Origin of the sequence: Enterococcus xiangfangensis, assembly GCF_005405365.1 — a bacterium.
In the GTDB taxonomy this organism is placed as follows: domain Bacteria; phylum Bacillota; class Bacilli; order Lactobacillales; family Enterococcaceae; genus Enterococcus_A; species Enterococcus_A xiangfangensis.
On sequence record NZ_BJDX01000003.1, the window covers coordinates 252,793 to 277,313 of the forward strand.

Annotated in this window: 24 protein-coding genes, 1 tRNA gene and 1 riboswitch; of the genes, 21 read left to right on the forward strand and 4 right to left on the reverse strand. The window is 36.9% G+C overall.

Annotated elements, in window-relative coordinates:
• Positions 1-48: 48 nt before the first annotated feature.
• On the reverse strand, positions 49-243 hold the full coding sequence (locus FFM68_RS05265; RefSeq protein WP_137618377.1) for a CsbD family protein: 195 nt from the start codon (positions 241-243) through the stop codon (positions 49-51).
• Positions 244-713: 470 nt separating this feature from the next.
• Here FFM68_RS05265 and FFM68_RS13100 point away from each other — a divergent pair.
• The 3 genes from FFM68_RS13100 to FFM68_RS05275 all read left to right on the forward strand — a co-directional run bounded on the left by FFM68_RS13100 (position 714) and on the right by FFM68_RS05275 (position 2,692).
• Positions 714-785 (forward strand) — tRNA-Met (locus tag FFM68_RS13100).
• Positions 786-916: 131 nt separating this feature from the next.
• Complete coding sequence (locus tag FFM68_RS05270) at positions 917-1,612, forward strand: Abi family protein (protein WP_239585076.1); 696 nt, start codon at positions 917-919, stop codon at positions 1,610-1,612.
• 393 nt (positions 1,613-2,005) lie between these two features.
• A complete protein-coding gene (locus FFM68_RS05275; RefSeq protein ID WP_137618378.1) occupies positions 2,006-2,692 on the forward strand; it encodes a DNA-directed RNA polymerase subunit omega in 687 nt (228 codons plus the stop codon).
• A gap of 354 nt (positions 2,693-3,046) precedes the next feature.
• Here the strand turns inward: FFM68_RS05275 and FFM68_RS05280 are convergent, their stop codons facing one another.
• A complete protein-coding gene (locus FFM68_RS05280) occupies positions 3,047-3,301 on the reverse strand; it encodes a hypothetical protein (RefSeq protein WP_137603241.1) in 255 nt (84 codons plus the stop codon).
• A 106-nt stretch (positions 3,302-3,407) separates the two neighbouring features.
• Between FFM68_RS05280 and ykzS the strand changes: the two genes are divergently transcribed.
• The 4 genes from ykzS to FFM68_RS05300 all read left to right on the forward strand — a co-directional run bounded on the left by ykzS (position 3,408) and on the right by FFM68_RS05300 (position 6,950).
• Positions 3,408-3,593 carry a protein YkzS gene (ykzS, locus tag FFM68_RS05285; protein ID WP_137603240.1) on the forward strand — a complete coding sequence of 62 codons (186 nt, stop codon included), beginning with the start codon at positions 3,408-3,410 and terminating at the stop codon, positions 3,591-3,593.
• A gap of 323 nt (positions 3,594-3,916) precedes the next feature.
• On the forward strand, positions 3,917-4,741 hold the full coding sequence (locus FFM68_RS05290) for a helix-turn-helix domain-containing protein (protein ID WP_137618379.1): 825 nt from the start codon (positions 3,917-3,919) through the stop codon (positions 4,739-4,741).
• Positions 4,742-4,817: 76 nt separating this feature from the next.
• Positions 4,818-5,963: an N-acetylglucosamine-6-phosphate deacetylase gene (gene nagA, locus FFM68_RS05295; RefSeq protein WP_137618380.1), complete on the forward strand. Its 1,146-nt coding sequence runs from the start codon at positions 4,818-4,820 to the stop codon at positions 5,961-5,963.
• Positions 5,964-6,248: 285 nt separating this feature from the next.
• Positions 6,249-6,950, forward strand: a complete 702-nt coding sequence (locus FFM68_RS05300) for an ABC transporter ATP-binding protein (protein ID WP_137618381.1) — start codon at positions 6,249-6,251, stop codon at positions 6,948-6,950.
• Between the two features lie 121 nt (positions 6,951-7,071).
• On the opposite strand, the gene FFM68_RS05305 is transcribed toward FFM68_RS05300, so the two are convergent.
• Positions 7,072-7,665, reverse strand: a complete 594-nt coding sequence (locus FFM68_RS05305) for an FUSC family protein (RefSeq protein WP_137618382.1) — start codon at positions 7,663-7,665, stop codon at positions 7,072-7,074.
• Positions 7,666-7,759: 94 nt separating this feature from the next.
• Positions 7,760-8,719, reverse strand: a complete 960-nt coding sequence (locus FFM68_RS05310) for a Gfo/Idh/MocA family protein (protein ID WP_137618383.1) — start codon at positions 8,717-8,719, stop codon at positions 7,760-7,762.
• A gap of 279 nt (positions 8,720-8,998) precedes the next feature.
• Here FFM68_RS05310 and FFM68_RS05315 point away from each other — a divergent pair, with 279 nt between their 5' ends.
• The 14 genes from FFM68_RS05315 to FFM68_RS05380 all read left to right on the forward strand — a co-directional run bounded on the left by FFM68_RS05315 (position 8,999) and on the right by FFM68_RS05380 (position 24,516).
• Positions 8,999-9,532 carry a hypothetical protein gene (locus FFM68_RS05315; RefSeq protein WP_137618384.1) on the forward strand — a complete coding sequence of 178 codons (534 nt, stop codon included), beginning with the start codon at positions 8,999-9,001 and terminating at the stop codon, positions 9,530-9,532.
• Positions 9,533-9,548: 16 nt separating this feature from the next.
• Positions 9,549-10,331 carry a M15 family metallopeptidase gene (locus FFM68_RS05320; protein WP_137618385.1) on the forward strand — a complete coding sequence of 261 codons (783 nt, stop codon included), beginning with the start codon at positions 9,549-9,551 and terminating at the stop codon, positions 10,329-10,331.
• A 9-nt stretch (positions 10,332-10,340) separates the two neighbouring features.
• Positions 10,341-10,955, forward strand: a complete 615-nt coding sequence (locus FFM68_RS05325; RefSeq protein WP_137618386.1) for a glycoside hydrolase family 73 protein — start codon at positions 10,341-10,343, stop codon at positions 10,953-10,955.
• 31 nt (positions 10,956-10,986) lie between these two features.
• On the forward strand, positions 10,987-11,673 hold the full coding sequence (locus tag FFM68_RS05330; protein ID WP_137618387.1) for a beta/alpha barrel domain-containing protein: 687 nt from the start codon (positions 10,987-10,989) through the stop codon (positions 11,671-11,673).
• Positions 11,674-11,786: 113 nt separating this feature from the next.
• Complete coding sequence (locus tag FFM68_RS05335; protein WP_371852007.1) at positions 11,787-12,551, forward strand: C39 family peptidase; 765 nt, start codon at positions 11,787-11,789, stop codon at positions 12,549-12,551.
• 138 nt (positions 12,552-12,689) lie between these two features.
• The gene (locus FFM68_RS05340) at positions 12,690-13,181 is read left to right on the forward strand and encodes a pyridoxamine 5'-phosphate oxidase family protein (protein ID WP_167483452.1); all 492 of its coding nucleotides are present in this window, start codon (positions 12,690-12,692) and stop codon (positions 13,179-13,181) included.
• A gap of 281 nt (positions 13,182-13,462) precedes the next feature.
• Positions 13,463-13,909: a EutP/PduV family microcompartment system protein gene (locus FFM68_RS05345; protein WP_137618389.1), complete on the forward strand. Its 447-nt coding sequence runs from the start codon at positions 13,463-13,465 to the stop codon at positions 13,907-13,909.
• Positions 13,910-13,932: 23 nt separating this feature from the next.
• Positions 13,933-14,280: an ethanolamine utilization microcompartment protein EutS gene (gene eutS, locus FFM68_RS05350; RefSeq protein ID WP_137618390.1), complete on the forward strand. Its 348-nt coding sequence runs from the start codon at positions 13,933-13,935 to the stop codon at positions 14,278-14,280.
• Positions 14,266-14,454: riboswitch (cobalamin riboswitch) on the forward strand. Its footprint overlaps the gene before it by 15 nt.
• Positions 14,455-14,545: 91 nt before the next feature.
• Positions 14,546-19,462 (forward strand): prenyltransferase/squalene oxidase repeat-containing protein, encoded by a 4,917-nt coding sequence (locus FFM68_RS05355; RefSeq protein WP_137618391.1) that lies wholly within the window; start codon positions 14,546-14,548, stop codon positions 19,460-19,462.
• Complete coding sequence (locus tag FFM68_RS05360) at positions 19,459-20,673, forward strand: DUF4430 domain-containing protein (protein ID WP_137618392.1); 1,215 nt, start codon at positions 19,459-19,461, stop codon at positions 20,671-20,673. The genes FFM68_RS05355 and FFM68_RS05360 overlap by 4 nt, the downstream gene beginning before the upstream one ends.
• A gap of 11 nt (positions 20,674-20,684) precedes the next feature.
• A complete protein-coding gene (locus tag FFM68_RS05365; RefSeq protein WP_137618393.1) occupies positions 20,685-21,629 on the forward strand; it encodes an energy-coupling factor transporter transmembrane component T in 945 nt (314 codons plus the stop codon).
• 4 nt (positions 21,630-21,633) lie between these two features.
• Positions 21,634-23,319 (forward strand): ABC transporter ATP-binding protein, encoded by a 1,686-nt coding sequence (locus FFM68_RS05370; protein WP_137618394.1) that lies wholly within the window; start codon positions 21,634-21,636, stop codon positions 23,317-23,319.
• Positions 23,292-24,110, forward strand: a complete 819-nt coding sequence (locus FFM68_RS05375; RefSeq protein ID WP_137618395.1) for an ECF transporter S component — start codon at positions 23,292-23,294, stop codon at positions 24,108-24,110. Before FFM68_RS05370 ends, FFM68_RS05375 begins: the two co-directional genes overlap by 28 nt.
• A gap of 13 nt (positions 24,111-24,123) precedes the next feature.
• Positions 24,124-24,516: a DUF4430 domain-containing protein gene (locus FFM68_RS05380; RefSeq protein ID WP_137618396.1), complete on the forward strand. Its 393-nt coding sequence runs from the start codon at positions 24,124-24,126 to the stop codon at positions 24,514-24,516.
• Positions 24,517-24,521 lie beyond the last annotated feature (5 nt).

Here is a 24,521-nt window from a genome sequence, read left to right on the forward strand (position 1 = left end):
GTTGGTTGTGGAGGGTATATGTTAGTCTAATTACTTTTGTAGATTCTATTAATTGTCTAATTTTTTCTTAACGTCATCCGTGATATCTTCAACTTTTTCTTTTGCGTCTGCCGCTACTTCTTTTACTTTCCCAACAGCTTGATCAAGTAGGCCTTCAGCTTTCTTTTTGTTGTCACCAGTTACTTTTCCAGTGGTTTCTTTCGCTTTACCTTTAGCTTTGTCCGTAAAACCTTTGTCTGTCATAATAAAGCCCTCCTTTTATTTCTAAGCATATTATAGTAGTAGTTCAAAAGTTAAAGCAAATCATATACATTTAAGGTTAAAAATAATAAATATCCAAGCAAGCAAGGGCCTTTATTTTTATATCAATAAGTTAGAAAATAAGAAGAGACCGCTTGCAAAAAGGAAGTTATAAAGGTATAAATATAGGTGAGGTTTTCGTCAAACCTTACTTCTTTCATAACTAAGTTTCATCTTGATCGGCAACCAGTCGTGTGCGGGCTGGTTGTTTCTTTGTGTAGTGTATCACTTTGTCATGAGTGTATCATTTGCAAAGAAATCGGTTTATGGGTAAGTTAATTCTAATGGGAAGTCACTCGCCCATAAAAAAAGGAACGTCAGATACAGTTACTTGGGGAAGTGGACTGTGGGGAAGATCTGACGTTCTATTCTGTATTATAACACGTTTTAAAAATAATAATCCTTATTTAAGAGTATCCCTAGTTCAATTGGTAGAATACTCCGGTTCATATCGGAAGATGCGGGTTCGAGGCCTGCGGAGTACGTAGAAAAATATATCTTTAAAACATTTGACACTAGAATTTATGTGTAGTTTAATATAATTAATAGAACCCCGCACACCTCTTTACAATGTGTCCCAAGCGGGGACGTTTTTGTATTTAGGAGATATAATCACATGAAATATGATAGATGTGCAACAACTATTGAAGAACAAGTAGATATATTAGAAGATAGAGGTTTAATAATCGAAGACCGTTCTTTTGCTATCGCTGCTTTAAAAAAAATTGGATATTTTAGGTTCAAAGGTTATTGTTTACCATTTTATAAATCAAAAGATAAATTTTGGGAAAATGTAACTTTCTTTAGTATCTATCAGAATTACCGTTTTGATGAGAGATTTCGTTTGTTATTATTTCAAATTATTGAGCATGTAGAAGTAGAATTAAAATCCATCATTGCCAGAGATTTCGCTTTAGAGACTAGTCCGCTTGGTTTTTATGACCCGCATAACTTTGACAGACTTGATTTTCATGAGAGCTGGTTAGAGAAATTCAAACAATTAACTTCTCAGTCATCCAAAAGAAGGGAATTATATACAGATCACTACATAAAAAATTACGATAATATTTTCCCTGTATGGGTCGCAATGGAGATGTCTGATTTTGGATCGTTATCAAAATTTTTTTACAATATAAATCGACCTCTAAGAAATAAGATTTCGAAAAAAATTATGGTTATAGTAGCTTTTATATTTCGAATTGGATTTATGTTCTATCAGTTACTAGAAATATATGTGCACATAATGGGAGAATATACGACCGAATTTTCCCCATACAGGCGCAGTTATCGAAAAAAGATAGTGACATTCTAAACAATCGTGCGTTCGTAGCTATTTATATATGCCATAAAATTTGCTTGGATACCGAGTATTTTGGAATGTTTAAAGCTAATCTAACTAACTTGATTGGTATTTATAAGGATTATATAGATATTGATAAAATAGGTTTTCCTGAGAATTGGGAAGAATATCTTAGTTAATCGACCCTAGCAATCGCTAAGGTCTTTTTTTGGTCACGTGCTCACACTTGCATAGTATTTTTTATGGTATCGGTTACTGATTTTTTAAACACAACTTTTTTATAATATGTAAGTATACATTAAAATTTAATTATAAATAAACAACGATATTGAAAAATAATAGATAAAACTCTATTATATAAGAGTTGCTATGTCGCTTTTATATATGTAAGGAGAAAATTGAATAATGAAAAAGAAAAAATATGTAATCGGAACACTCATCGTTGTACTAACATTTATTGGTTTAGCTGGTAAAAATTATGCAGATAGCATTTTAAATTGGGGTGGGGAAGATAACATTTCTACCATCAATAGTAACTTAGACAAGTTGAGTAACTCACTATCAGTCAAGGAACAGAAAATCGCACAATTATCCAATGAATCAACTAGTACACAGAACCAATTAAATCAGTTTCAAAAAGATATTGACGGTTATCGGCAACAGTTAGAGAATTTAAAAAATGAAAATAATCAACTAGCTGGAGAAAAAACTAGTTTAGAATCTCAATTAAATAGTAAAAATGGAGAGTTACAATCTAAACAGCAAGAAATTGCGGACAAATTGAAAGAAATTGATCAAAAAAATCAAGAGATCAATCAGAAAAATCAAGAATGGAATTCTAAACTGCAAGAAGCATTAAATCAAGCGAATGATCTGCGAAATACCATTAATTCACTAAATAACCAAATCAACACATTAAACAGTGAAAAGAATTCTTTACAAGCAGAGCTCGATTCTACTAAACAGCAGTTAGCAAATGCAACTAAAGAAAATTCTGATTTAAAAGCGTATATTGATAAATTAAACAAAGCTAACCAAGATGTAAAAGACACAGCGAACAAGTCCCAACAATTAGTCGACCAACATAAATAAATTAAAAAAGATCTTAGCGTAGGTAGGCTAAGATCTTTTCTATTACACATGTAAGCGTTACATTGTATAATAAAACCAATCCAAGAAAATCTTTATTTTCTGCAAGGAGCATTCGAGTAATCGGGAGCTCTTTTTGTGTTAAAATAGTATAATTCTTGTTGCTGAAACCGTTTTATGCTAAACTGACATTCAGAAACTATCCATTTCTACTCCCTTTTAGGGAGGGCAGGCACCCTGGCGATAGGTGCCTGTTTTTTTATTGCGTTGAAACCTAAAAATGATAAACTACTAATTAGAGAGTAGTCCACTCTCGCTTTCTTTTGCCCACTCTTTATCCTACTAGAGAGTGGGTATTTATATTCTCATCATTTCAAACTCCATCATAATCTTCGTCATGCCTACCACCGCATATTTCTTCACCACAAACTGTTTTCTACTATTAAATTGTCCACCAACAACGATCTTCATTCCGTCGGCAACGTCGGCAAGAAAATTCAATGAGTGACCAGCAATCAAACACGACTGATTATCCAATTTAAAATAGACGAGGGGACGCTCTGACATTTTTAAAATTTTAACGCTGCTGACAATTCCGTTTAACGATTCCATGAGATCACTCCTTGAAATTTGTTACCTCCATTATACGAACATACGTTCTTTTAGTAAAGCGAACAGATTATTAAAATATCTGGTATAATATTGGCGAGGTGAGCACATGGAATCATATGAGCAACAGATAAAAGATCTGCGCGATGGTAAGATAGATAAGATCGAAGTCAAACATGATAATTTCTTTTTGTGGCGTGAAGCATGGATCAAACAAGAAGATAAGAAATTCTTTCGAGGGATCGCCGGTCTTAAAGGCAATGTCACATATGTGTATGACACTAGTGTGATATAAAGAGAAGAAACCCACGAAAAAACCACGAAAAGGGTTATAATAGTATAAATACACAAAGGGTAGATGTTGAAAATTTTAAGTATATTTAATAGAATGGAATTGTACTTTTGTATCGATAAGCCCATTCGCCGCATCAAGAATACACCCGGTTAAGGTGTCTTCTTTTTTTTGGAAAAATTGGTGTCAAAAAGTAGGAGAGAAATATTTTCTCATTTTAGTTTAATCCATATCTATATTTGGATCGCATGAGTTGCTTGTTCGTTGACCATCAGCTAGAATGAGGCTATTAAAATGGGAATTTGCATATTTTGGAGGAATCAGCAATGGCAGTAATTGGTGAAGTCTTAAAAGATTTCAGAAAAGAACATGGCATGACACAAAAAGACCTTTCGCAAGGGATCTGTTCTCAAAGTGTCTTAAGCCGGATCGAAAATAATGAAGAGATCCCCAATGTTATTGTGATTCAGCAACTTTGTCATCGCTTGGGAATCACTATTGACCAATTGATGCTTGATTTTTTACCAGAAGAACTGTTTTTACGCAAATATTTCAACAAGATGTTCATGTATCTGCGGATTGGAAAATATCAAGAAATTCAAACGACACTAGAGTATTTAGATGAACGTCAAATCACTCATCTTGACAAAGATCGGCAGCTTGCTTGTTTTTTTAAAGCTGTCTGCGCGTATTTTATTGACGAGGACCCTGAGAAAGCTTTGAATCATGTTATCCAAGGACTTTCAATCAGTGTATCAAAAAAATACGACGGCTATTTTGACAGCCGAATCTTACTTTTGAGTTTTGCTGGTAAAATGTGTTCAGTTTTAGGGGAAGTGAACAAAGCTAATAGTTATTACAGTCAAAGTTTTGAATTATTCCAAACGATGATGGCTGATTATTCAGAACGCAGTGAATTAAGTAATTTATTCGTTAATTATGGGACGTTTTTATTTAGGCAAGAACGCTTTGATTTGGCTGAAAAAGTCGTTGATATGGGATTGAAATGGAATCGTCAACAATGTAGTTACTATAAATTAAAAGAGCTTCTAGAATTGAAGATCCTCATGTTAGAGAGCCGCGATGAACTTTATTCGGTGATCAATTATCGTAAAATACTGCGGGCTTTAGAAAAATTAAAAGATTTGTAGAATGGTCTACACCATTCTTGACTTACAATGGATTCAGGAGTAACTTTAAGATACAAAGAAAAAAGGAGAACTCACAATGAAAACATTTATTTATGCTGACAAATTCTTTTTAAACTCTGGTGTTAAAAACGCAGGTTATTTAGATGTCACCGATGGCATTTTTGGAACGTATACAAAGGAAAGACCCGAAGCTGCAGAAATCATTGATCAAAGTGGAAAGTGGATCGCTCCCGGTTTAGTCGATACACATATCCATGGCTATAAAAATCATGATGTTATGGATAATGATGCAGAAGGTATCAAAGCAATGTCTGAAGGTCTTTTATCATGTGGCGTGACAAGCTTTTTACCAACGACACTGACTTCATCTAAGGAACGTTTAAAAGATGTTGCAGCAACGATTGGAAAAGTTTATCAAGACGTGGATGGCGCGAAGATTCAAGGAATCTATTTTGAAGGCCCGTTCTTCACTGAAGAACACAAAGGAGCACAAAATCCTAGTTACTTTGGCGATCCTAGCTTAGACACATTCCATGAATGGCAAGAAGCTTCAGGCGGATTGATCAAAAAAATCGCATTGGCTCCTGAACGCAATGGGGTAAAAGAATTCGTCAAAACTGTTACTGATGAAGGCGTAGTCGTTTCATTAGGACATTCAAACGCAACGTTAGAAGAAGCACAAGAGGCTGTAGAAGCAGGCGCAAGTGTCTTTGTCCATGCCTATAATGGGATGCGCGGATTGAATCATCGCGAACCAGGGATGGTCGGAGCTTTATTGACCTTGCAACATGTTTTTTCTGAATTGATTTGTGACGGACATCATGTTCATCCGCAAGCAGCAGAAGTATTGATGGAAAAAGCAGGTCATGATCATGTAGCTTTGATCACTGACTGTATGATGGCTGGTGGTATGCCAGATGGCAATTACAATTTAGGTGAATTTCCAGTAGTCGTTAAAGAAGGAACAGCACGGCTTGAATCGGGCAACTTAGCTGGAAGTATTTTGAAATTAAAAGAAGCAATTAAAAATGTTGTTGAATGGGACATCGCAACACCAGAACAAGCAATCATGATGGCTTCTTATGTTCCAGCTGTCAGCTGTAAAATCGATGACAAATGCGGATCAATCACTGAAGGTCGTGCGGCGGACTTTATCGTCTTGGAACCTAACATGGATCTAGTGGCAACATATTTAGATGGTGTAGAACGTTATCACGCATAATCATGAGCTTTTTGAAAGAGGATATGACAAGGGGCTTGTCATATCCTCTTTTTTTCGAAAATTTTCGTATATACCTTAAAGTTGCCCATTTTTTTTTAAATGCACAGAGAAAAGTGACTAATCAACCATTCAAAAATTGATTAATAGATGCGTTTTAATCAGTAAAAATTTAGCCATGTTTTTAAAATCTGTTTGGGTTCTATTGTTGGCTTTTAGTTTTACTATGTTAAACTAAAAAGTATAAACGCTCTTTTGGCTATTTTTGACGGATGAGGAGGAGCCAGCATGTCATACATTGACGTAATTGATGAAAGCAAATATTATCATATGGGTGAAACCCTAATCAAAGCAAATGAAAAAATAAATTTCTCAATCGAAAAGGGAGAAGTTGCGGTAATTCTGGGCCCTAGCGGTGCGGGAAAATCTACAGTGTTGAATATTTTAGGTGGGATGGATAATTGCGATGAAGGAAAAGTAATCGTAGATGGAACGGACATTGCGACTTTTAGTGACAAGGAATTGACTACTTATCGTCGCAATGATGTCGGTTTTGTTTTTCAATTTTATAATTTGGTACCTAATTTAACGGCGAAAGAAAATGTAGAGTTGGCGTCGCAAATCGTAGCAGATGCGATGGAACCTGCAGTAGTCTTACAGTCGGTTGGGTTAGGGGAGCGAATGGATAATTTTCCTGCGCAATTATCAGGCGGTGAACAGCAGCGAGTAACGATCGCTCGTGCGTTAGCTAAACGACCAAAATTATTGTTATGCGATGAGCCGACAGGTGCTTTGGATTTTGAAACAGGCAAACAGATCTTAAAAATTTTACAAGACACCGCACATAAAAATGGGACTACCGTTGTAATCATCACTCACAACTCAGCAATCGCTCCAATGGCTGATCGAGTCATCCGAATCAATGATGCTCGTGTACGCAGCGAGGAATTGAATCCAGCACCGCAATCCATTGAAGATATCCAATGGTAAGTTTATACACTGAAAAAGCGGGGCGCTGAGCTAGTACCTTATGACAATCTCGACTGTTATTTTCTAAAATAACAGTCAATAAACTTAAGCAAGCATTGAGGCTTGCAGTTTTGGATCAGTCTTACTTATGTGACTGATCCTTTATTTGTTTTCGAACACTGTAAAGCATTTTATTTAATTCTGCTTCTTTTTTTCGCAACTCAACTAAGTCTTCTTTGATTTGTTTTTCCTTTTCATCTGTTTGCGGGGAAATAACTCCATTTAAAGAGATCCCGATAATCGTGCCAATGAATGTATCAAGAACGCGATTCAAGGCATAAAGAAACGATTCTCCTTGGGGGATACTCAAGGCAATCAACAACATCGTTGCAATTGCAGAAATAATTCCGGAATTATTATTGAGACCATCAGAAAGTACGATGACTAAAATGACAAATAAAGGCAAGAGGATCAATTCAACATAGAAATCATTTTTGAAAAATGATTGGATATAGTAAAAAATCAAGGCTAACAGTCCACCGAGAGAATTGCCTAAAACCCGCGAGCGACCGAATGAGATACTAGTATTCAAATCTTGCCGCAAAGAAAAAACAGCGGCTAAAGCAGCAATCAAAGGAGACCCGCGATCAGTCACCTGAAAAAGTAAGATACATAACATGACAGCTAATGCAGTTTTCAACGTTCGCATCCCTAAACGAAAACGACCAATTTGCATGGAACTCCCTCCTTTTTCTTTATATATAATAGTTTAACCAAATTATGACAAAAAAACAAAAGACCTCACTTGAATGAAGTCTTTTGTAGTGGAATTATTTATTTAGTTGCCACTTTTGCTGCATCTGGTCTAAAATCTCAATAACATCTTTAGTAAAGAAAAGAGATTTATTTGGTCGCTCTCCACGGATTATTTTCACCATGTTTTCAATCTCATAATTCATTGCATTACCGGTAAAACCAGCTTCGATAAATTCTTTTGTTCCATCGTTGAAGAACAGCTCAGCCTTGTCCGCTCGAGGGTAGTCTTCAACCGTTAGATAGCCGTTTTCAAAGGCAACGATTCCTTTTTTCGGCATTTTGGCTTGAAAAGTTAAACTAACTGTCGCCAGCTCATTCTTTTTATTTTGCAAAATCGTGACGGATTGTTCATCGACCCCGGTTGAAAAAGGAACCATAGTAGAAGCGACTACTTCTGGTTGTTCCGTCAAGAACCAGCGAGCAAACGACACGGCATAAGTCCCAATATCCAGCAAAGCACCGCCGGCTAATTCCGGATTGAAGAAACGATTCGTTGGGTCAGGATCTTTGTAACTGCCAAAAGGCGCTTGGATCATTTTTAATTTGCCCATTCGCCCGCTTGCTATCAAGTCATGCAGTTCCTGATACAAAGGCATATTGAAAATGGTCATAGCTTCTGCTAGAATCAACTGTTTTTGTTCGGCTAATTCAATGACTGATTGCAATTCTGCCAAATTCATTGTGATGGCTTTTTCGCATAAGACGTGTTTTCCGGCTTCTAAGGCTTGGACGATGTGCTCGTGATGTTGGCGATTTGGAACAGCTACATATATAATGGAAATATCTTCATCAGCCAATAACTCTTTGTAACTGCCATAAGCTTTTGGTAAATGATAGTGTTTGGCAAATTCTTCGGCTTTTGCCAAAGTACGTGAAGCACAAGCCGTGAGACTGCTTGTAGTTTGGTTGAAGCTTTCAGCAAATTCGTGGGCGATGTCACCAAGACCGATGATGCCCCATTGTAAGTTATTCATAATGCTCCTCCTGGTCAAATAAAATTTTTTCAATCAAAAATAGGTTTTCAGGATGTAGGACAAGATTGATTCCATGTCCAAAAACAAATATATTCTTTTAAACGAAACGAGAATAGCATTTTTGAAACGAAGGTTACCTGTGACTGAATCGTGTAAAACTTTGAAAAAATTAGCTGCTTTTTTCAAAGTATAGCAGTAAATGTTAAAAAATTTCAATCCATTTGCTAAAGAGATGTATTTTAGCCAAAAATTCAGTAGAATAGAAGAGGAGGGATTCGTGTGAACCAAATTTATTTAGATTTAGTAATGAGTGCAATTTTTGAACAATTCCATACAGAACAAGATTTTTATCTAGATTACTTAGGGGTTAATGAGGTTCAATGGCAACAGTGGAAAGCGGGCCAAAACAATTTATCACCGGAAGCAAATCAGAAAATCAAAAATCTATTCAGTGACTATGAATGGATGCTGAGTCAAAAAGTTATCCGTCAAACGTTTTTATTCCCTGAAAAGCGGCCTACAGCAGTAGCTGAGTACCGTGAGATGAAAACGATCGTTGCACAAAAATGGATCGCCAGCGGCTTGGCTCAAGTGGAAATGATCCCTTTTAAAAATAAAAATGAAGAAGAAAATCAAGATTTTATTGATTTACGCGTCACGATTGATTACGATAACTGGGGCTATAGTGATATACTAAGCTTTCGTCTGCCGGCACATATTCAAAATCAGATTGCTAGCGCACATAAAAAAACAGCCTTACTTGATTGGGTAAATGAAAATCTAACAGAGACATATACACTGCTCGATGATTAATGAAAGGATTTTTTAATTGAAAAAAACAGTAGGACTACTTTCAGTCATTATCATGCTTGGGATGACTGCCTATTCACTTTTTTATAGTACACCTACAGACTCAGATACAAAGAAAACGACAGCTACGACTTATTCATTTGAAAAGAAAACGACAGCCAAAAAAGAAAATGCCGTTCAAAAAGCATTACCAGATTCCAAAGCAAGCGACTGGAATCTTACGCTAGTTGGTCCTAATAATAAAATTGAAGAAGAAGTTTCTGAAGACAAGCTGACTACGTTATCAGACAATAGCCACCAAGTCGATAGTCGCATCGCTGAAAGCTATGAGGCATTTTCTGAAGCGGCAACAAAGGCAGGTTTTCCTTTAGTGATCATTTCTGCTTTTCGTTCTGTGGCTGCACAAAAGGAAGTCTTTGATACAAATGTCAATAGTTTGATTAGCGGAGATGGTTTGTCAGAAGAAGATGCTATCGCAAAAACGAAAGAAACAATCACTGAACCCGGTTATAGTGAACATCATACGGGACTTGCTGTCGATGTCGTCGATCAAGATCGCTACAATTCTTATTCGACCCAAGTATTAGATGCCTCGTATGGCGATCAGCCTGGAGCAAAATGGATCGCTGAAAATGCTCCAAAATATGGGTTCATCATTCGTTATCCTAAAGACCGTCAGGACATTACAGGCATTACTTATGAACCGTGGCATATCCGTTATGTCGGGAAAGAAAATGCGGAGTATATTACTAAACACGATCTGACACTAGAAGAATTTTTAAAACAATTGTCAGCTAAGTAAGGAGGCATTATGCCTAAAAAAATAGGTCAAAGACGAAAGTCCAAAGCTTCGATCCCGCTTATCTTCGCGGGAATCCTAGTTATTGGGTTAGCTTTCGTTTTTTCTTTACAACGATTATCAAATTTTGGAAACGAAAGCGGGCAACCAGAAGAAACGCTTACCCATCAAGCGTTTATCGATCAGTTGGCTCCGCATGCACAAGAATTGCAACAAGGGTACGGTGTTTTACCAAGTATCATCTTAGGGCAGGCCATTTTGGAATCTAACTGGGGGCAATCTCAGTTAGCCAGTCAATACAAAAATCTTTTTGGAATAAAAGCTTCTGGTAATCAACCCAAAGTCAGCCTCGAAACAAAAGAATACGTCAATGAGCAATGGGTCACGATCCAAGGTGATTTCAAAGTATATCATTCATGGGACGAGTCTTTAGATGATCACACGATGCTTTTTGTTAAAGGAACGAATTGGGACCCGCAGCTTTATGCGAATGTCTTAACCGCTACTGATTACAAAGCAGCAGCGCAAGCCCTGCAAACAGCCGGTTATGCAACAGATCCTGATTACGCAAATAAAATTATTAGCGTGATTGAAACATATAACTTGGGTCAATACGATCATCCATAGTAGAATTGTTCTAAGGAAGGGGAGAGGACTTATGACAGAAAACAACATACCTGAAATTATGACTGAATTACGGCAAGATATCGTAAGAGTACCTAAAGTAATTGAGAAAGCTTCAGGAATAGTGATTTTTGGCAAGAAGATTCGGTCGATCATTTTCACGACGGATATCGCGATCATTCGAAACACAGACGCAGATGCAGTAATTGCTGTTTACCCATTCACTCCGCATCCTGCGATCACTAAAAGTATCATTGAAGCCGCTGATATTCCAGTTTTTTCAGGCGTCGCCGGTGGATTGACTCATGGCGTACGTTCTGCTTATATGGGGATGTTCGCAGAATCTCAAGGAAGTATTGGCGTCGTTGTGAATGGTCCAACTCCAGTAGACACGATTCGAGCAATTTATGACGTTGTGGATGTTCCAGTAATTGCTACAGTGACTTCAAAATATTCTAAAATCAAAGAAAAATTAGAGGCTGGTGTCGCAATTATTAATATTAGTGCAGGAAAAGATACTGCCGAAGCAGTGGGTTATTTCCGCAAAAAATATCCCAAACTACCAATCATCGCAACAGGCGGTCCAGATGAAGCCACGATTGAAGCTACGATCAAGGCTGGTGCAAATGCTATTACGTACACACCGCCATCTAATGGTGTTTTATTTAGTAAAAAGATGGAAAAATATCGTAAGACAGAATACGATGAGAACCATCAATAAAAAAATCGTCGAAATCGTTAATGATTTCGACTTTTTTAATATAAATTTAGGTTCAGTTAAGATTGTTTTGAGAAACTCACTGTGAAGCATAACGCAAAGTTGAGGTGAGAAAAATCAGACGTTTAATAAAATGGGCAAGTCCCATTGTTTTGCTAGGTGTGATTTGTTTTGGCTTTTTCTATCAAAAACAATCGCAAAGCACGACCGATAAAGTTCATGAAATAGATAGTTCCAAAGTTCTACTTGCTGCCGATCAAACTATCGATACTGCGTTGATCGATGTCCCGCTGGAAAATCAAAATGATGGAACAGTTCCTTTAGAAAATGGTTGTGAGATCACTGCGTTGTCGATGGTGTTAAATTATTATGGCTATGATACAAATAAAAATGACTTAGCTAACAGGCTTAATTATGTGCCGGTATATGAAAATGAAGCCGAAAATATCCACGGGAATCCGCACGAAGGCTTTGTAGGAAATATTTACGGCGGTTTGGATGCAATGGGTGTCGCCGTCGAACCAATCGCAGAAGTAGCGAGTGAAATTGTAGGAGAAGAGCACACGATTGTGGCTGGTAGTAAAACATCATTTGATGATCTAGTAAAAGTGATTGAATCAGGTACCCCGGTTTGGGTAGTGACCACAGTTGACTTTGAAGTACCAACAGAAGATGATTTATTGACTTGGCAGACGACTGATGGAGAAGTGACAGTCTCTCCTTTATGTCATGCAGCGGTTGTCACTGGCGTCGATGATGACTATGTATATGTTAATGATCCTTATGGGTACAAAGATCGAATGGTCGATCGTGCTGATTTTGAGAAAATCTATCAGAAGATGGGCGAACAATCACTTTACCTTACAAATAATAAAGCATAAAAGTGGTTGTAACAGACGACTTGCCATCTCTTCTTTTATGCAAAAATAGTTAGTCTTCAGCATACCTGACTAAAAAGGATTTATTTTTAAAAATAAATCTATTATGATGAGGGTAGGGTAACAGATGGGGGAAGAATTATGCGGAGAAAAAAGAGACAAGTCACGGATCTGATAGCTATTAAAAATTTTGTTGAAGAATCACAAGTAGTACGAATCGCGATGAACGGCGAAGAGTATCCCTATGTAGTTCCAGTGAATTTTGGTTACGAATGGAACGAAGACAAATTAACGCTTTTTGTTCATGGAGCTAGCGAAGGGGAAAAAATCAATAGGATTAAAAAAGATCCTAAAGTATCGGTAGAGATGGACGGCAATCACCAATTAATCCAAGGAAGCAGGAATGCTGCGACCTATTCCTATGCCTATCAAAGTTTGATTGGTTTTGGTCAAGCTGAAATTTTAGCAGACTTAGCAGATAAAAGGCAGGCCCTGCATAGTCTGATGGCTCATGCAGCTAAAGGCAAACCCTTTGATGAGATACCAGAAACAATGCTAAAACAGACAGGAGTCATTAAGATCACGTTAAATTCATATACGATGAAAGAAAATGTTCAGCCAGCTAAGCGATAATTTAGTAAGTAAAAGAGAGAAGATCATGTCACTGATTCTCTCTCTTTTTTTTTTTGCTTTTTTAAAGCAGAATTATACTTTTTGAACTAAATCGTACTATTATTTAAGATCGTGAAAAATTGCGATGTTGCTGAAATAGATAAATCATCATAGTTTACAGCAAAGTTCTAATAAGATTTAGGTGATTCTATTGGAAGGGGTTTTACAGGAGAAAAAAAGTGCTATGATTTGAAAAGTTAATGAATGCTGCTTCTTGTTTTCATGAGAATGGGAGGGAATGGATGAGAAAAATTATCTTAATGGGAGCTATAGGCTGCGGAAAAACGACGTTATGCCAAGCGTTGAACGGGGACAATTTGAGTTACAATAAAACTCAGGCGGTTTCTTATTATACAGATATCATTGATACTCCAGGTGAATTTGTTTTGCATCGTCAATACTACAGCGCGCTTTCTGTATCAGCAGCTGACGCACAAGTGATTGGACTGGTTCAAAGCGTAACGGAACTAGAACAAGTTTTTTCACCTGGATTTGCCTCTATGTTTCCTAAACAAGTAGTTGGTATTGTCAGTAAGACGGATTTAGCCAAAGATGCAAAACAAATTGATTTGATTCGGCAACAGTTGCAATCAGCAGGAGCAGAAAAAATATTTTATGCTTCATCAATTAATCATAGCGGGCTTGAAGAATTAGAAGGCTTTTTAAAAAATGAACAATTAGAATTTTAACAGAGAATGAAAGGAGTACTACGATGGAAGAGACTAAACGAATGATTCAGGAATACGTTCCCGGAAAGCAAGTTACTATGGCACATATCATTGCTAGTCCAGATCGAAACTTATATGCAAAATTGGGATTACAAGATAATAAAGGGGCTGCGTTGGGAATCATGACGATTACTCCAAGTGAAGCAGCCATCATTGCTGTTGATATCGCGACCAAAAGTGGAAATGTTGAAATCGGCTTTATTGATCGATTCTCTGGTTCTGTAGTTGTAACAGGAGATGTTGGGTCAGTTGAAGAAGGGTTAAATGCTGCTATCAAAGGATTAAAAAATATCCTTAATTTTACTGTGGTTTGTGGTATTACGCGCACTTAAAAAATTTTAATTAAATACTGGTCAATGAATAAAGGGAATGAAGTGAAATTCTTCAACAGCCCCTTTCTACTGTAACGTGGACAATATCTGGATGATACTCACTAAGTTTTACTTGGGAAGAGCAGATAAAGGTTGAAGCGAAGTCAGGATACCTTATTCATTGATTCTGAACAATATCAGGGTGTGACGTTCAGTTCTCATAATAAATGGGGATAGTAGACACTCTTTTTGAGTGTCTTTTTTTATAAATAGTTTGGAGGATAAAATGAAAAAGACAGTGAAGTTGTTGGCAATACTAATGATGATGAGTCCATTGATACTTAATGCTGGACTAACAGTATTTGCTGAAAGCAGTTCAGTTCAAACTGAGGCAGTGTCCACTAGTCAAGTTACAAATTTAAATGATCAAATTGCCCAAATCAGATTAGAATCATTAACAGTTGCGGATCAAGAAAAAGTGGAACAGTTGATTCAAAATTATAATCAATTAACAAATGAAGAAAAAATACAAGTTAAAAGTAGTGAGGTATTACAACAAGCATCACAAAAAATTCAAGGACTATTACAAAAATCTGTTGCTGAAGAAATTACTTCGGAAAATCCGACAGAAGAAAAAACCATTACGTTTTCGGTAGAACGTTTTACTATCGGTGAAGGGTATGTTGTCGAACCAATGCAAATACATGTTAGTACAAAGATGAACTATGCAACGCTATTAGATAATGTATTTCGAGCGAATGGAATGACGTATCAACACACTGGAACATTGGATAGTCAATTTTATTTATCAGGAATCGATAATGCGGATAATGGAGCACCCGTGGTTCCAGAAATAGTAAAAAAAATTGCAGTAGAAAGTAATTCGTCTTTAAAAAATAATGAGGATACTAATTTAGCTGAGTTTGATTATTCTCAAACGGCTGGTTGGATGTATTCGGTTAACAATGTATTCTCTGGCGTTGGTATGAGTGACAAATTGCCGGCAGATGGAGATGTCTTTCGTATCCAGTATTCAGTTATCGGTCTAGGCACCGATTTAGAAACTAGTTCGGCGGTAGATAAAACAGCATTGACAAAAAAGATTGCTGAGATTAATCGAGACAAGAATTCTTGGCAGGCACAGGGGAGCAACTATAAATCAGCTTATCAGAATGCGATGAAAGAATTGGAAGATCTGACTGCAACACAACTTCAGATCGATCAGGCTTTAACAGACTTAGTCAATCCAATGAATGAGTCGGGGGCAGCAACTGAAATCAGTGAACAAATCAATAAATTGCCAGCTAAAGAACAGTTGAAACTAACCGACAAAGATTTCATATTGAAAGTGAAATCTGCATTTGATTCATTACCTACTAATGAGCAGGTGAAAATATCTGGTTCTTTACAAAAAAAACTACAAGAAGCTGTGACCTACATCGATAGACTTGGTCAAGCCGATAACGAGCGTATTGCTTTTGAAGAGCAACTAAATAAATTACCTGAGCCAGATAGTCTAGGATTTATGAGCATGAAAAAGGTTCCAGCTTTGCGTAAAGCATACGATGCTCTGAGTTTAGAGGCAAAACAATTAGTTTCAGCAAAAGCTGTAGCAAAACTGGAAGGGCTAGAGGCGAGGATCATCCAGTTGAATAAGGAGCAAGCCAATGATTTTGCTAACTACATCACAACATTAAGAGAAAAAGCAAAAGTAATCGACAGTTCCCAATTGCAGAGTATCCAACTTTATGCACAAAATTGCCGATTAACATACGATCAATTGACGGACGCACAAAAACAATATGTCAATCAGGCAGATATTGACTATTTAGTTGAAGTTGAAGCAAAAATCAGCGAAATGCTTAGTCAACAAGATCCACTTCTTCCAATCAAAGAAGTGGAGAAAAAAATAACCAATCTTCCTGATATAAATCAGCTGAAATTAAGTGATGAATCAGCTGTATCAATGGTGCAGGATTTGTTCAACAAACTAAGTGTGGAACAACAGGATCAAGTTTCAAAGGATCTTTTAAATAAATTAAATACAGTCGTTGATCGAATCAAGAAACTGAAAAATCAAGCCTCTGTTCAAGCGGTTATTGATAAAATCAATACTTTACCAGCCTATGAAAAGTTGACTGAGAAAGATTTTACTGACATAAAATCAATTGAAGCAGCTTTTGATGCACTTGATTCCAAACAACAAGCTTTGGTCACTAATAAAGCTATTTTGGATCAAGCCAAACAAAAAATGGATGAGTTTTCTTTAGAAAAGATTTATCAAACTGCTTTGAACAGTGGAACAGAACGCATCATCAGTCAGAACAAAAATAAGGCATTGTCAGAATGGGATGCGTTAGCTCTAGCACATTCAGGCTATTCGGTCAGCGATGAGCAACGTCAGATTTCCTATGATAATCTTGCTAAGAAAATAATCACTAAAAAAGATCAGTATGGGAAAACTGCTTCTTGGACGGACGCCGAGCGTCAAGCAATCGGTGTTTTATCTTTGGGTGGGAATTTGACAGATATCAATGGCTACAATGTACTAGCAGATCTATCTAATAATAATTTGAGCGGGACGATCAATAATCAAATATATGGATTGATTGTGTTATCAGCTAAAAAGCCAGCAGAGAAAAATCAAAAAAATCAAATAGATCTGTTGATTAAACAGCTGCTTGATCAACAATTAACTGATGGCGGCTGGGCGCTGTTTGGAAACACAGGAGATATCGATATTACAGGGATGACTTTAACGGCATTAGCACCGTATAAAGGTCAAGAGAAAGTTAGTATAGCTATTGAAAAGGCGATCGCCTATTTTAAAAAAATTGAGAATCAAGATGGAAATTTTTTTGTCTCTACTTATTACGCTAAAGAGGCGAATTCAAATAGTCAAGCTCAAGCAATTTTAGGATTGGCTTCAGTGGGAGAAGATCTAACTGGTGCTGTTTATAAAAAGAAAGACGGGAATCCAATTGATGCTTTAATAGATTTCCAATTATCTAATGGCGGTTTTGAATGGTTAAAAAATGAGGACTATGAAAATGGAATGGCTACTCAGCAAGCGGTGCAAGCCTTAAGTCAGGTATTGATGCAAAAAAACAACCGAGGATTGATTTATGATTTTGAAAAAAATCCAGTGCCAGCACTTGTTGATCCAGTTATCAAACAAATCGAAAAGCAGATTATAGAATTACCAGCAGTAAAAGATCTAACACTGACGGATAAAGCAGCAGTTGTACAAGTAGAACAAGCCTATAAAAAACTTGCGAAAGATAAACAAGAGAAAATCGATCAACAATTGCAAGCATCATTAAAAGAAGCGATAGCTAAGATTGCTGAATTAGAGAAGAATCAAGCGATTATTCAAGCTGTTGAAAAACAAATCACAGCGTTGCCAGCAGTCACAAATCTGACATTGAATGAAAAATCACTAGTATCTGCTGTAGAATCAAATTTTTACCAACTATCGGCAACCTTACAAAAACAAGTAGATGGGAATCTACAGAAAAAACTGCAACAAGCAGTCGAAAAAATTAAAGAACTTGAGAATGTGAAACCAGAACAAACTGTGGAGAGCCTTTTAAAAGAAACACAAAACTATATGCTGCCAATTTTAAATCCGAAAAAGACAGTCATTGGTTATGGTTCAGAATGGAGTATTTTAGGATTGGCCCGAAACGGCTACAACGGATTTAATAGTAAAAATCCTCTGTACTTGACGTATTACGGCAACTTAATTAAAGCCATCAGTGCCTCGAAGGGCGTCCTTGACCAACGAAAATATACTGAGTATTCGCGAGTAATTTTAGCGGTCACAGCGTTGGGGAAAGATGCAGAAAATATTGAAGTTGGAAGTAAAAATTATAATCTTTTTGCTCCTCTCAGTGATTTTAATCAGACAACTTTTCAAGGAATCAATGGGGCAGATTTTGCTTTGATAGCCGTAGATTCAAATAGTCGATATCAATTTCCAAAAAATCAACCGACTAAAAATCAAACATCACGAGAAAAGTTGATCGAATTTATTCTAGATAAAGAACTAAAAAATGGTGGTTGGAATTTGTCTGGGACACAACCAGATGTTGACTTAACTGCAATGACATTGCAAGCATTGGCTCCTTATTATAAGAAACAACCAAAGGTTAAATCAGCAGTGAATCGCGGATTGACTACTTTGAGCCATTTACAAAATAAAGATGGCAGTTTTTCAGCATCAGTTTCTGGCAGCAATGGAGCAACGTTAGAATCTAGTGCTCAAGTACTTGTAGCATTGAGTGCGTTAGGTATTGATGGAGACAAAGACCCACGATTTATCAAACAACATAGTGTGTTTGATTCATTGGTTGATTATCATATAGCAGGTAGCGGATTTATGCATATATTACCAGGAAAAAGCAGTAATGGGGGAGCTCTTCCAGGAAAAGTAGATGGCATCGCAACAGAACAAGCGATGAATGCATTGGTCGCGTACAAGCGATTCCTTAGAGATGAAAATAGATTGTATGATATGACGGATGCCTATTCGGAAAACGATGCACTGATCAGCGCGCAAGTAACAGATCAAATCAGAATACTAGGAACAATTACTTTAAGTAAAAAGAATCAAGTAGCAGCGGCACTTGCTGCTTATGAAGGTTTAACTAAAAATCAAAAACGGCTGATAGCAAGTAGTGATTTGAAAACATTGAAAGCCGCAGAAGCAACGATTCAAAAATTAACCGGAAATAAAAAAGCAGCAGGTACTATAAAAGAAGGAAAAACGACTTACAAAGATCCAATCAGCAAACTAAGTGAGCAGCATGTAGGGCCAGTTATTTCATCTAGTAATGGCGGGATAAATAATACTCAATCAGGTGAAGACACTGCTGGAATGTATCCAGATATGTCTTATATTAGTGAAGTTCCAGTTTCAAATGCGAAAAAGAATCATTCAACTATTAAAGCTGATAATATTCCTATTGCTAAAAAGCAAAAGAAAACTACGAAGAATAAAAAAGATTGGGACTTCGCGGGGGATTCTTATACACCAAATGATGACTCAAGTAAAGCCGGTGGGCATTCATCTAACGCTGATAAAGGGCACGGACATACTAATGTGGCTATTATCAGTGAAATAGTGGCGAGTATCTTGGTGATCGCTGGGGGAATATTCTGGTATGTTAAAAAATTTCATGTAGGAGGACAATCAAAATGAAAAAACTCCTCAACTGCTTGTTATTAATCACAGCAATCATTACTTTGGGAGCATGTGGAAGTGCTCAGGCTAAAGAGCAAAAAAAAGTGAGACCTTTAACGACTGAGACCCAGTTACCTAAAAATGGGGTAATTACCAAAGCTAGAATGAAAACGATCGTTGGAAAAAAGCAGGCGTACAATTTTATTGGAGAAAATCAAAAAATTAAGTATCGCTGGATTTATCAAGGACAGCAAATCCAAAATCCCGTTAAACAAAAATTAAAGTTGAGGTTCAAAAATCAAGGTTTAGAACAGGTCAAAAAAGCTGCAAACAACGCTAATGAAAGTATCGGATTTTCAATCAGTAAAATGGAGTTGGCAGGGACGCCAGAATTGCAAGTGACTATTCCCAAACAATGGCAAGCTAATAAAGCCTACTTAGTTGGTGATATCAAAGGAAAATTGAAAAAAGTCACAGGAAGCCCAGTAACAATGAAGAATAGTGGTGAACAAACTATCTTGAGCTTTCGTGTTCTTGAATCAAACGTTGATTATTATATTGTTGCTGGTGGCACCAAAATAGTAGAAGATACATCTGCTGCAACGAAAACTGGTTTTAATGAAGCTAGTCAAGACAACTCTACGCAGAGAACACAGCAGGATAACTCTTTCCAGCAGTCCTCAGAAGGTAAAGAAGGGCAACCCACTGAAAACTCGGAGAACATCCAAGCGAATGACGGAGCAACCAAAACTGAAACAGAAAATTTGAAAGGAACGATAAATCAAGTTCAAGAAGGAGCGAAAAGTACTCAGCCGGTACCTAAAGCAACCGTTACTTTTTCGATCTCGGCGAAAGCAGTTTTAGCAAATTGGTCTGATTTAGCAAAGGAAAAACAACCTTATGTTCCAAAAGACGGCTGGATTTTGCCGCCTACACAAGTTTCACTAAAGTCTGGCGACAGTGTATACGACTTGCTAGTTCGAGTCACCAAAGAAAGAGGAATCCAAATGGAATCGAACTGGACACTCATGTATAACGCCTATTATATATCAGGGATCCATCAGTTATATGAATTTGATTGTAGAAATCTATCTGGCTGGATGTATCAAGTGAATGGTTGGTTTCCAAACTACGGCAGTTCGAAGTATAAAGATCTTCATGGTGGCGACGAAATTAAATGGGAATATACGTGCGATCTAGGTCATGATATCGGTAATAATTCAAAATAAGGGGAGATAGTATGAATGATCCTTTTTCACAGGTCCATCCATTAAATAATTTTTTATATTTCTTGCTTGTGATTGGCATAAGTATGTTTTCGCTACATCCATACATTTTAGCAATATCCTTTTTTGGTGCTGTAAGTTACAGCCTATTATTGGAAGGAATCAAGAAGGTTCTACTGCTTCAATTAAAATTTATTATTCCAGGAATGCTGGTGGTGATAGTGGTTAATCCCGCTTTTAATCATTATGGTGTTACACAGTTGTATCGAATGCAGAATGGAAATGCAATTACGCTAGAGGCGATTGTAATTGGATTTGCTTTAGCATTGGTTTTTGCTAATACAATTAATTGGTTTACTTGTTACAATCAAGTGATGACTAGTGATAAATTTATTTATCTTTTCGGCAAGATCATTCCTGCCAGTTCATTGATCTTATCAATGGCTTTTCGGTTCGTGCCGAAGTTCAGTCAACAACTGACGGTGGTGCGAAATGGGCAAAAAAGTATTGGCAGAGATTTTAGTAATGGCAAGTTTATCTATAAAATTCGGCAAGCATTTAGAATCTTTTCAATTATGGTTACTTGGGCATTGGAAAACGCAATTGAAACAGCTGATTCAATGAAAGCACGCGGCTACGGCTTGAAAGGTCGAACAGCATTTTCATTGTATCGTTTTGATTTGCGCGACGGGGTAATCTTGGCATATTTGCTGATCTCTTCAGTGGGATGCTTCTGGAGCTTTGCTAAACAGGCACTTTATGTGAGTTATAATCCCCAGATTATGATTAAGGGCTGGCCATTGAACTGGCAAAGCGGGATAGGATTAGTCAGTTTCTTTTTCCTTGTTAGTTTACCGATTTTTATCCGCTGTTGGGATACTTATAAATGGTTTCGCATCAAAGTAGATCAAAGGGCTGTCTTGCCCAAATACTTTGATCAAATCAGTCAAAAGGAGTAAAAAAATGAGCCTTTTAAGTTTAGAAAAAGTAAGTTTTTCATATCCAGAATCTTCTGAAAAGAAACTGGATGATATTAATCTTGAATTAGCTTCCGGCAGCTTTAATGTTCTATTCGGCAAAAGTGGCAGCGGGAAAACAACTTTGTTAAGACAATTAAAACCCGCTTTGAGTCCATTTGGAAAGAAATCAGGATTGATTAGATTTGATGGTCGTCCGTTGGATGAATTAAATTTGCGTGAACAGACTGAGAAAATCGGATTTGTCATGCAGAATCCTGATAACCAAATCGTAACAGATAAAGTTTGGCATGAATTGGCCTTTGGATTAGAAAGTTTGGGATTGGATCAAGCCACGATTCGTTTACGAGTTGCCGAGATGGCTTCTTACTTTGGAATTCAATCATGGTTTCTAAAAGATGTTCAAGAATTATCAGGAGGACAAAAACAACTGTTAAATTTAGCCAGTATCATGGCATTACATCCCAGACTTCTAATATTAGATGAACCTACCTCTCAATTGGATCCAATTGCAGCTGGAAATTTTCTAGAGACTGTTGCGAAGATCAATCGAGAAATAGGGACAACCATTTTAATTTCTGAACATCGTTTACAAGAAGTGTTACCAATGGCAGATCAAGTCTTTCTGATGGAAAAAAGCAAAATAATCGTTAATGGAAAACCAAGAGATGTGGGCAGGATGTTAAAAGAGACGAAAAATGATCTTTTTATCGCGATGCCTGCCCCCATGAAAATTTATGGCAGCTGTGATCAAGGAACAGATTATCCTTTAACTGTTGGAGAAGGTCGAAGCTGGTTAGAAAAACAAACGATCAATACAGAGGAAAAAACAGTTGAAGTAAATATACCGAAAACACCGCCAATGATTGAAGTAAAGGATCTATGGTTTCGTTATCAACGTACTGCCCCAGATGTGATCAAGGACCTATCTTTCAAAGTTCCTACAGGTAGTTTTTATAGTATCGTCGGAGGAAATGGTACCGGTAAAAGTACGGCATTATCATTGATCAGCCGTATTCGTCAACCATATCGAGGAAAAATAAAATTAAATGGCAGACCGTTGAATAAGTTTTCTGAGGATGAACTTTATCATCAGTTTTTAGGTGTATTGCCGCAAAATCCTCAAAGTCTATTCGTTAAGAAAACGGTATTGGATGATCTTTTTGAGATAACCGATGGAAAGCAAGAAAAAAAATCAGCCGCCTATCCTTTAAAAATGAGTAAAGAAGCGGCAGTCGCTGGGATTGTTGAACTGGTTCACTTGGAACAGTTGCTAGATAAACATCCTTATGATCTTAGCGGAGGAGAACAGCAACGCTTAGCATTAGCAAAAGTCTTATTATTAAGACCTAAAATCTTATTACTTGATGAGCCTACAAAAGGATTAGATGATTTCTTCAAACAAGAATTAGGCGAAATTTTATTGAAATTAAAACTTCAAGGTGTGACAATCTTGATGGTTTCACATGATGTTGAATTCGTAGCGGAGTTCAGCGATGTTTGTGGTTTGTTTTTTGATGGTTCACTTGTCACAACAAAACCAGCAAAAGATTTTTTTGCAGGAAATAGTTTTTACACAACTGCTGCCAATCGGATGGCACGTGGCTATTTTCCAAATGCAGTGACAGTAAAGGAGGTTATTGAATGTCTCAATCAGACCCAGATTTCTTGACGCAATTTTATCAAGATGAGAACTATCAGAAGAAATTGTCTAAAAAAACCGAATATCAGCCGAGTATGAACGTCTGGAATCAGAAAACTGAATCTAACAAACTATCTCGGCGCACGAGACTTAGTTTGTTAGTAAATGTGCTTTTGTTCCCTTTAGTTATCTATTATGGGATAAAAAGCGGTGATCGTAGTTATTTAAAAATCAGCCTACTGATGATAGGATTAGCAACAGCTCCTTTTTTATTAATCTTTGAAGGACGCAAACCTCAAGCACGTGAATTGATCATTATCGCAGTTTTGATTGGATTAGGCGTTGCTGGCAGAGGAGCCTTCTTTATGTTTCCACAGTTTAAACCAGTTGCAGCGTTAGTGATTATTAGTGCGGTTTCTTTTGGACCTGAAGTTGGTTTTTTGGTAGGAAGTGGTACAGCATTGGTCTCAAATATCTTTTTCAGCCAAGGACCCTGGACTCCCTGGCAGATGTTTGCCTTTGGGATGATTGGTTTCATTGCGGGTATATTTTACCGTTGGGGCTTATTACGAGCAAATCGTCTATCGCTGTGTATTTTTGGTTTTTTCAGTATCTTTTTGATTTATGGATTGATTATGAATCCTGCGTCACTATTAATGTTTACACCTCTGATCAGTAAAGAAGCATTGATTACTGTCTTTATTTCTGGGGCACCGATGGATTTAATCCATGCAATTTCGACTGTGATTTTTTTAGCTATTCTAGCACGTCCATTGTTAGAAAAATTACAACGTATCAAAATAAAATATGGTTTAATTTAAGGAGAGAATTGAAATGAAAAAAATGATGATTATAACAGCGCTATTTTTTAGTTTAGCAGGTTTTGCTGGGTGCCAAAAAACAGAAACAAAAGCATCGCAAGAAACATCTGTCAGCCAAACTACCGAGCAAAAAGCAACAATTAAATTACAAGAGGATGGAAAAGAAATCTCGAAAAAAACGGTTGCGTTTAAAGATGGCGCGACACTATATGAAGTAATAGCCAAAAATTTTGCGATTGAAGGTAAGGATGGCTTTATCACTAAGATTGAAGGTCATAGTCAAGACGAAAGGGCAAAAAAATATTGGACCTTTAAAATTAATAATAAAGAAATCATGAAAGGGGCAAAAGAAATTAAAGTAAAAGAAAATGACCAAATTGTCTTTAATTTAGCACAAATGCAATAGCCAAT

Coding starts and splice junctions, on each gene's coding strand:
- FFM68_RS05375 (WP_137618395.1), top strand. CDS start 23,292: ATGTCTCAATCAGACCCAGATTTCTTGACGCAATTTTATCAAGATGAG.
- FFM68_RS05275 (WP_137618378.1), top strand. CDS start 2,006: ATGAAAAAGAAAAAATATGTAATCGGAACACTCATCGTTGTACTAACA.
- FFM68_RS05270 (WP_239585076.1), top strand. CDS start 917: ATGAAATATGATAGATGTGCAACAACTATTGAAGAACAAGTAGATATA.
- FFM68_RS05325 (WP_137618386.1), top strand. CDS start 10,341: ATGCCTAAAAAAATAGGTCAAAGACGAAAGTCCAAAGCTTCGATCCCG.
- FFM68_RS05265 (WP_137618377.1), bottom strand. CDS start 243: ATGACAGACAAAGGTTTTACGGACAAAGCTAAAGGTAAAGCGAAAGAA.
- FFM68_RS05300 (WP_137618381.1), top strand. CDS start 6,249: ATGTCATACATTGACGTAATTGATGAAAGCAAATATTATCATATGGGT.
- FFM68_RS05290 (WP_137618379.1), top strand. CDS start 3,917: ATGGCAGTAATTGGTGAAGTCTTAAAAGATTTCAGAAAAGAACATGGC.
- FFM68_RS05310 (WP_137618383.1), bottom strand. CDS start 8,719: ATGAATAACTTACAATGGGGCATCATCGGTCTTGGTGACATCGCCCAC.
- FFM68_RS05365 (WP_137618393.1), top strand. CDS start 20,685: ATGAATGATCCTTTTTCACAGGTCCATCCATTAAATAATTTTTTATAT.
- FFM68_RS05305 (WP_137618382.1), bottom strand. CDS start 7,665: ATGCAAATTGGTCGTTTTCGTTTAGGGATGCGAACGTTGAAAACTGCA.
- FFM68_RS05330 (WP_137618387.1), top strand. CDS start 10,987: ATGACAGAAAACAACATACCTGAAATTATGACTGAATTACGGCAAGAT.
- FFM68_RS05355 (WP_137618391.1), top strand. CDS start 14,546: ATGAAAAAGACAGTGAAGTTGTTGGCAATACTAATGATGATGAGTCCA.
- FFM68_RS05380 (WP_137618396.1), top strand. CDS start 24,124: ATGAAAAAAATGATGATTATAACAGCGCTATTTTTTAGTTTAGCAGGT.
- ykzS (WP_137603240.1), top strand. CDS start 3,408: ATGGAATCATATGAGCAACAGATAAAAGATCTGCGCGATGGTAAGATA.
- eutS (WP_137618390.1), top strand. CDS start 13,933: ATGGAAGAGACTAAACGAATGATTCAGGAATACGTTCCCGGAAAGCAA.
- FFM68_RS05360 (WP_137618392.1), top strand. CDS start 19,459: ATGAAAAAACTCCTCAACTGCTTGTTATTAATCACAGCAATCATTACT.
- FFM68_RS05280 (WP_137603241.1), bottom strand. CDS start 3,301: ATGGAATCGTTAAACGGAATTGTCAGCAGCGTTAAAATTTTAAAAATG.
- FFM68_RS05340 (WP_167483452.1), top strand. CDS start 12,690: ATGCGGAGAAAAAAGAGACAAGTCACGGATCTGATAGCTATTAAAAAT.
- nagA (WP_137618380.1), top strand. CDS start 4,818: ATGAAAACATTTATTTATGCTGACAAATTCTTTTTAAACTCTGGTGTT.
- FFM68_RS05345 (WP_137618389.1), top strand. CDS start 13,463: ATGAGAAAAATTATCTTAATGGGAGCTATAGGCTGCGGAAAAACGACG.
- FFM68_RS05370 (WP_137618394.1), top strand. CDS start 21,634: ATGAGCCTTTTAAGTTTAGAAAAAGTAAGTTTTTCATATCCAGAATCT.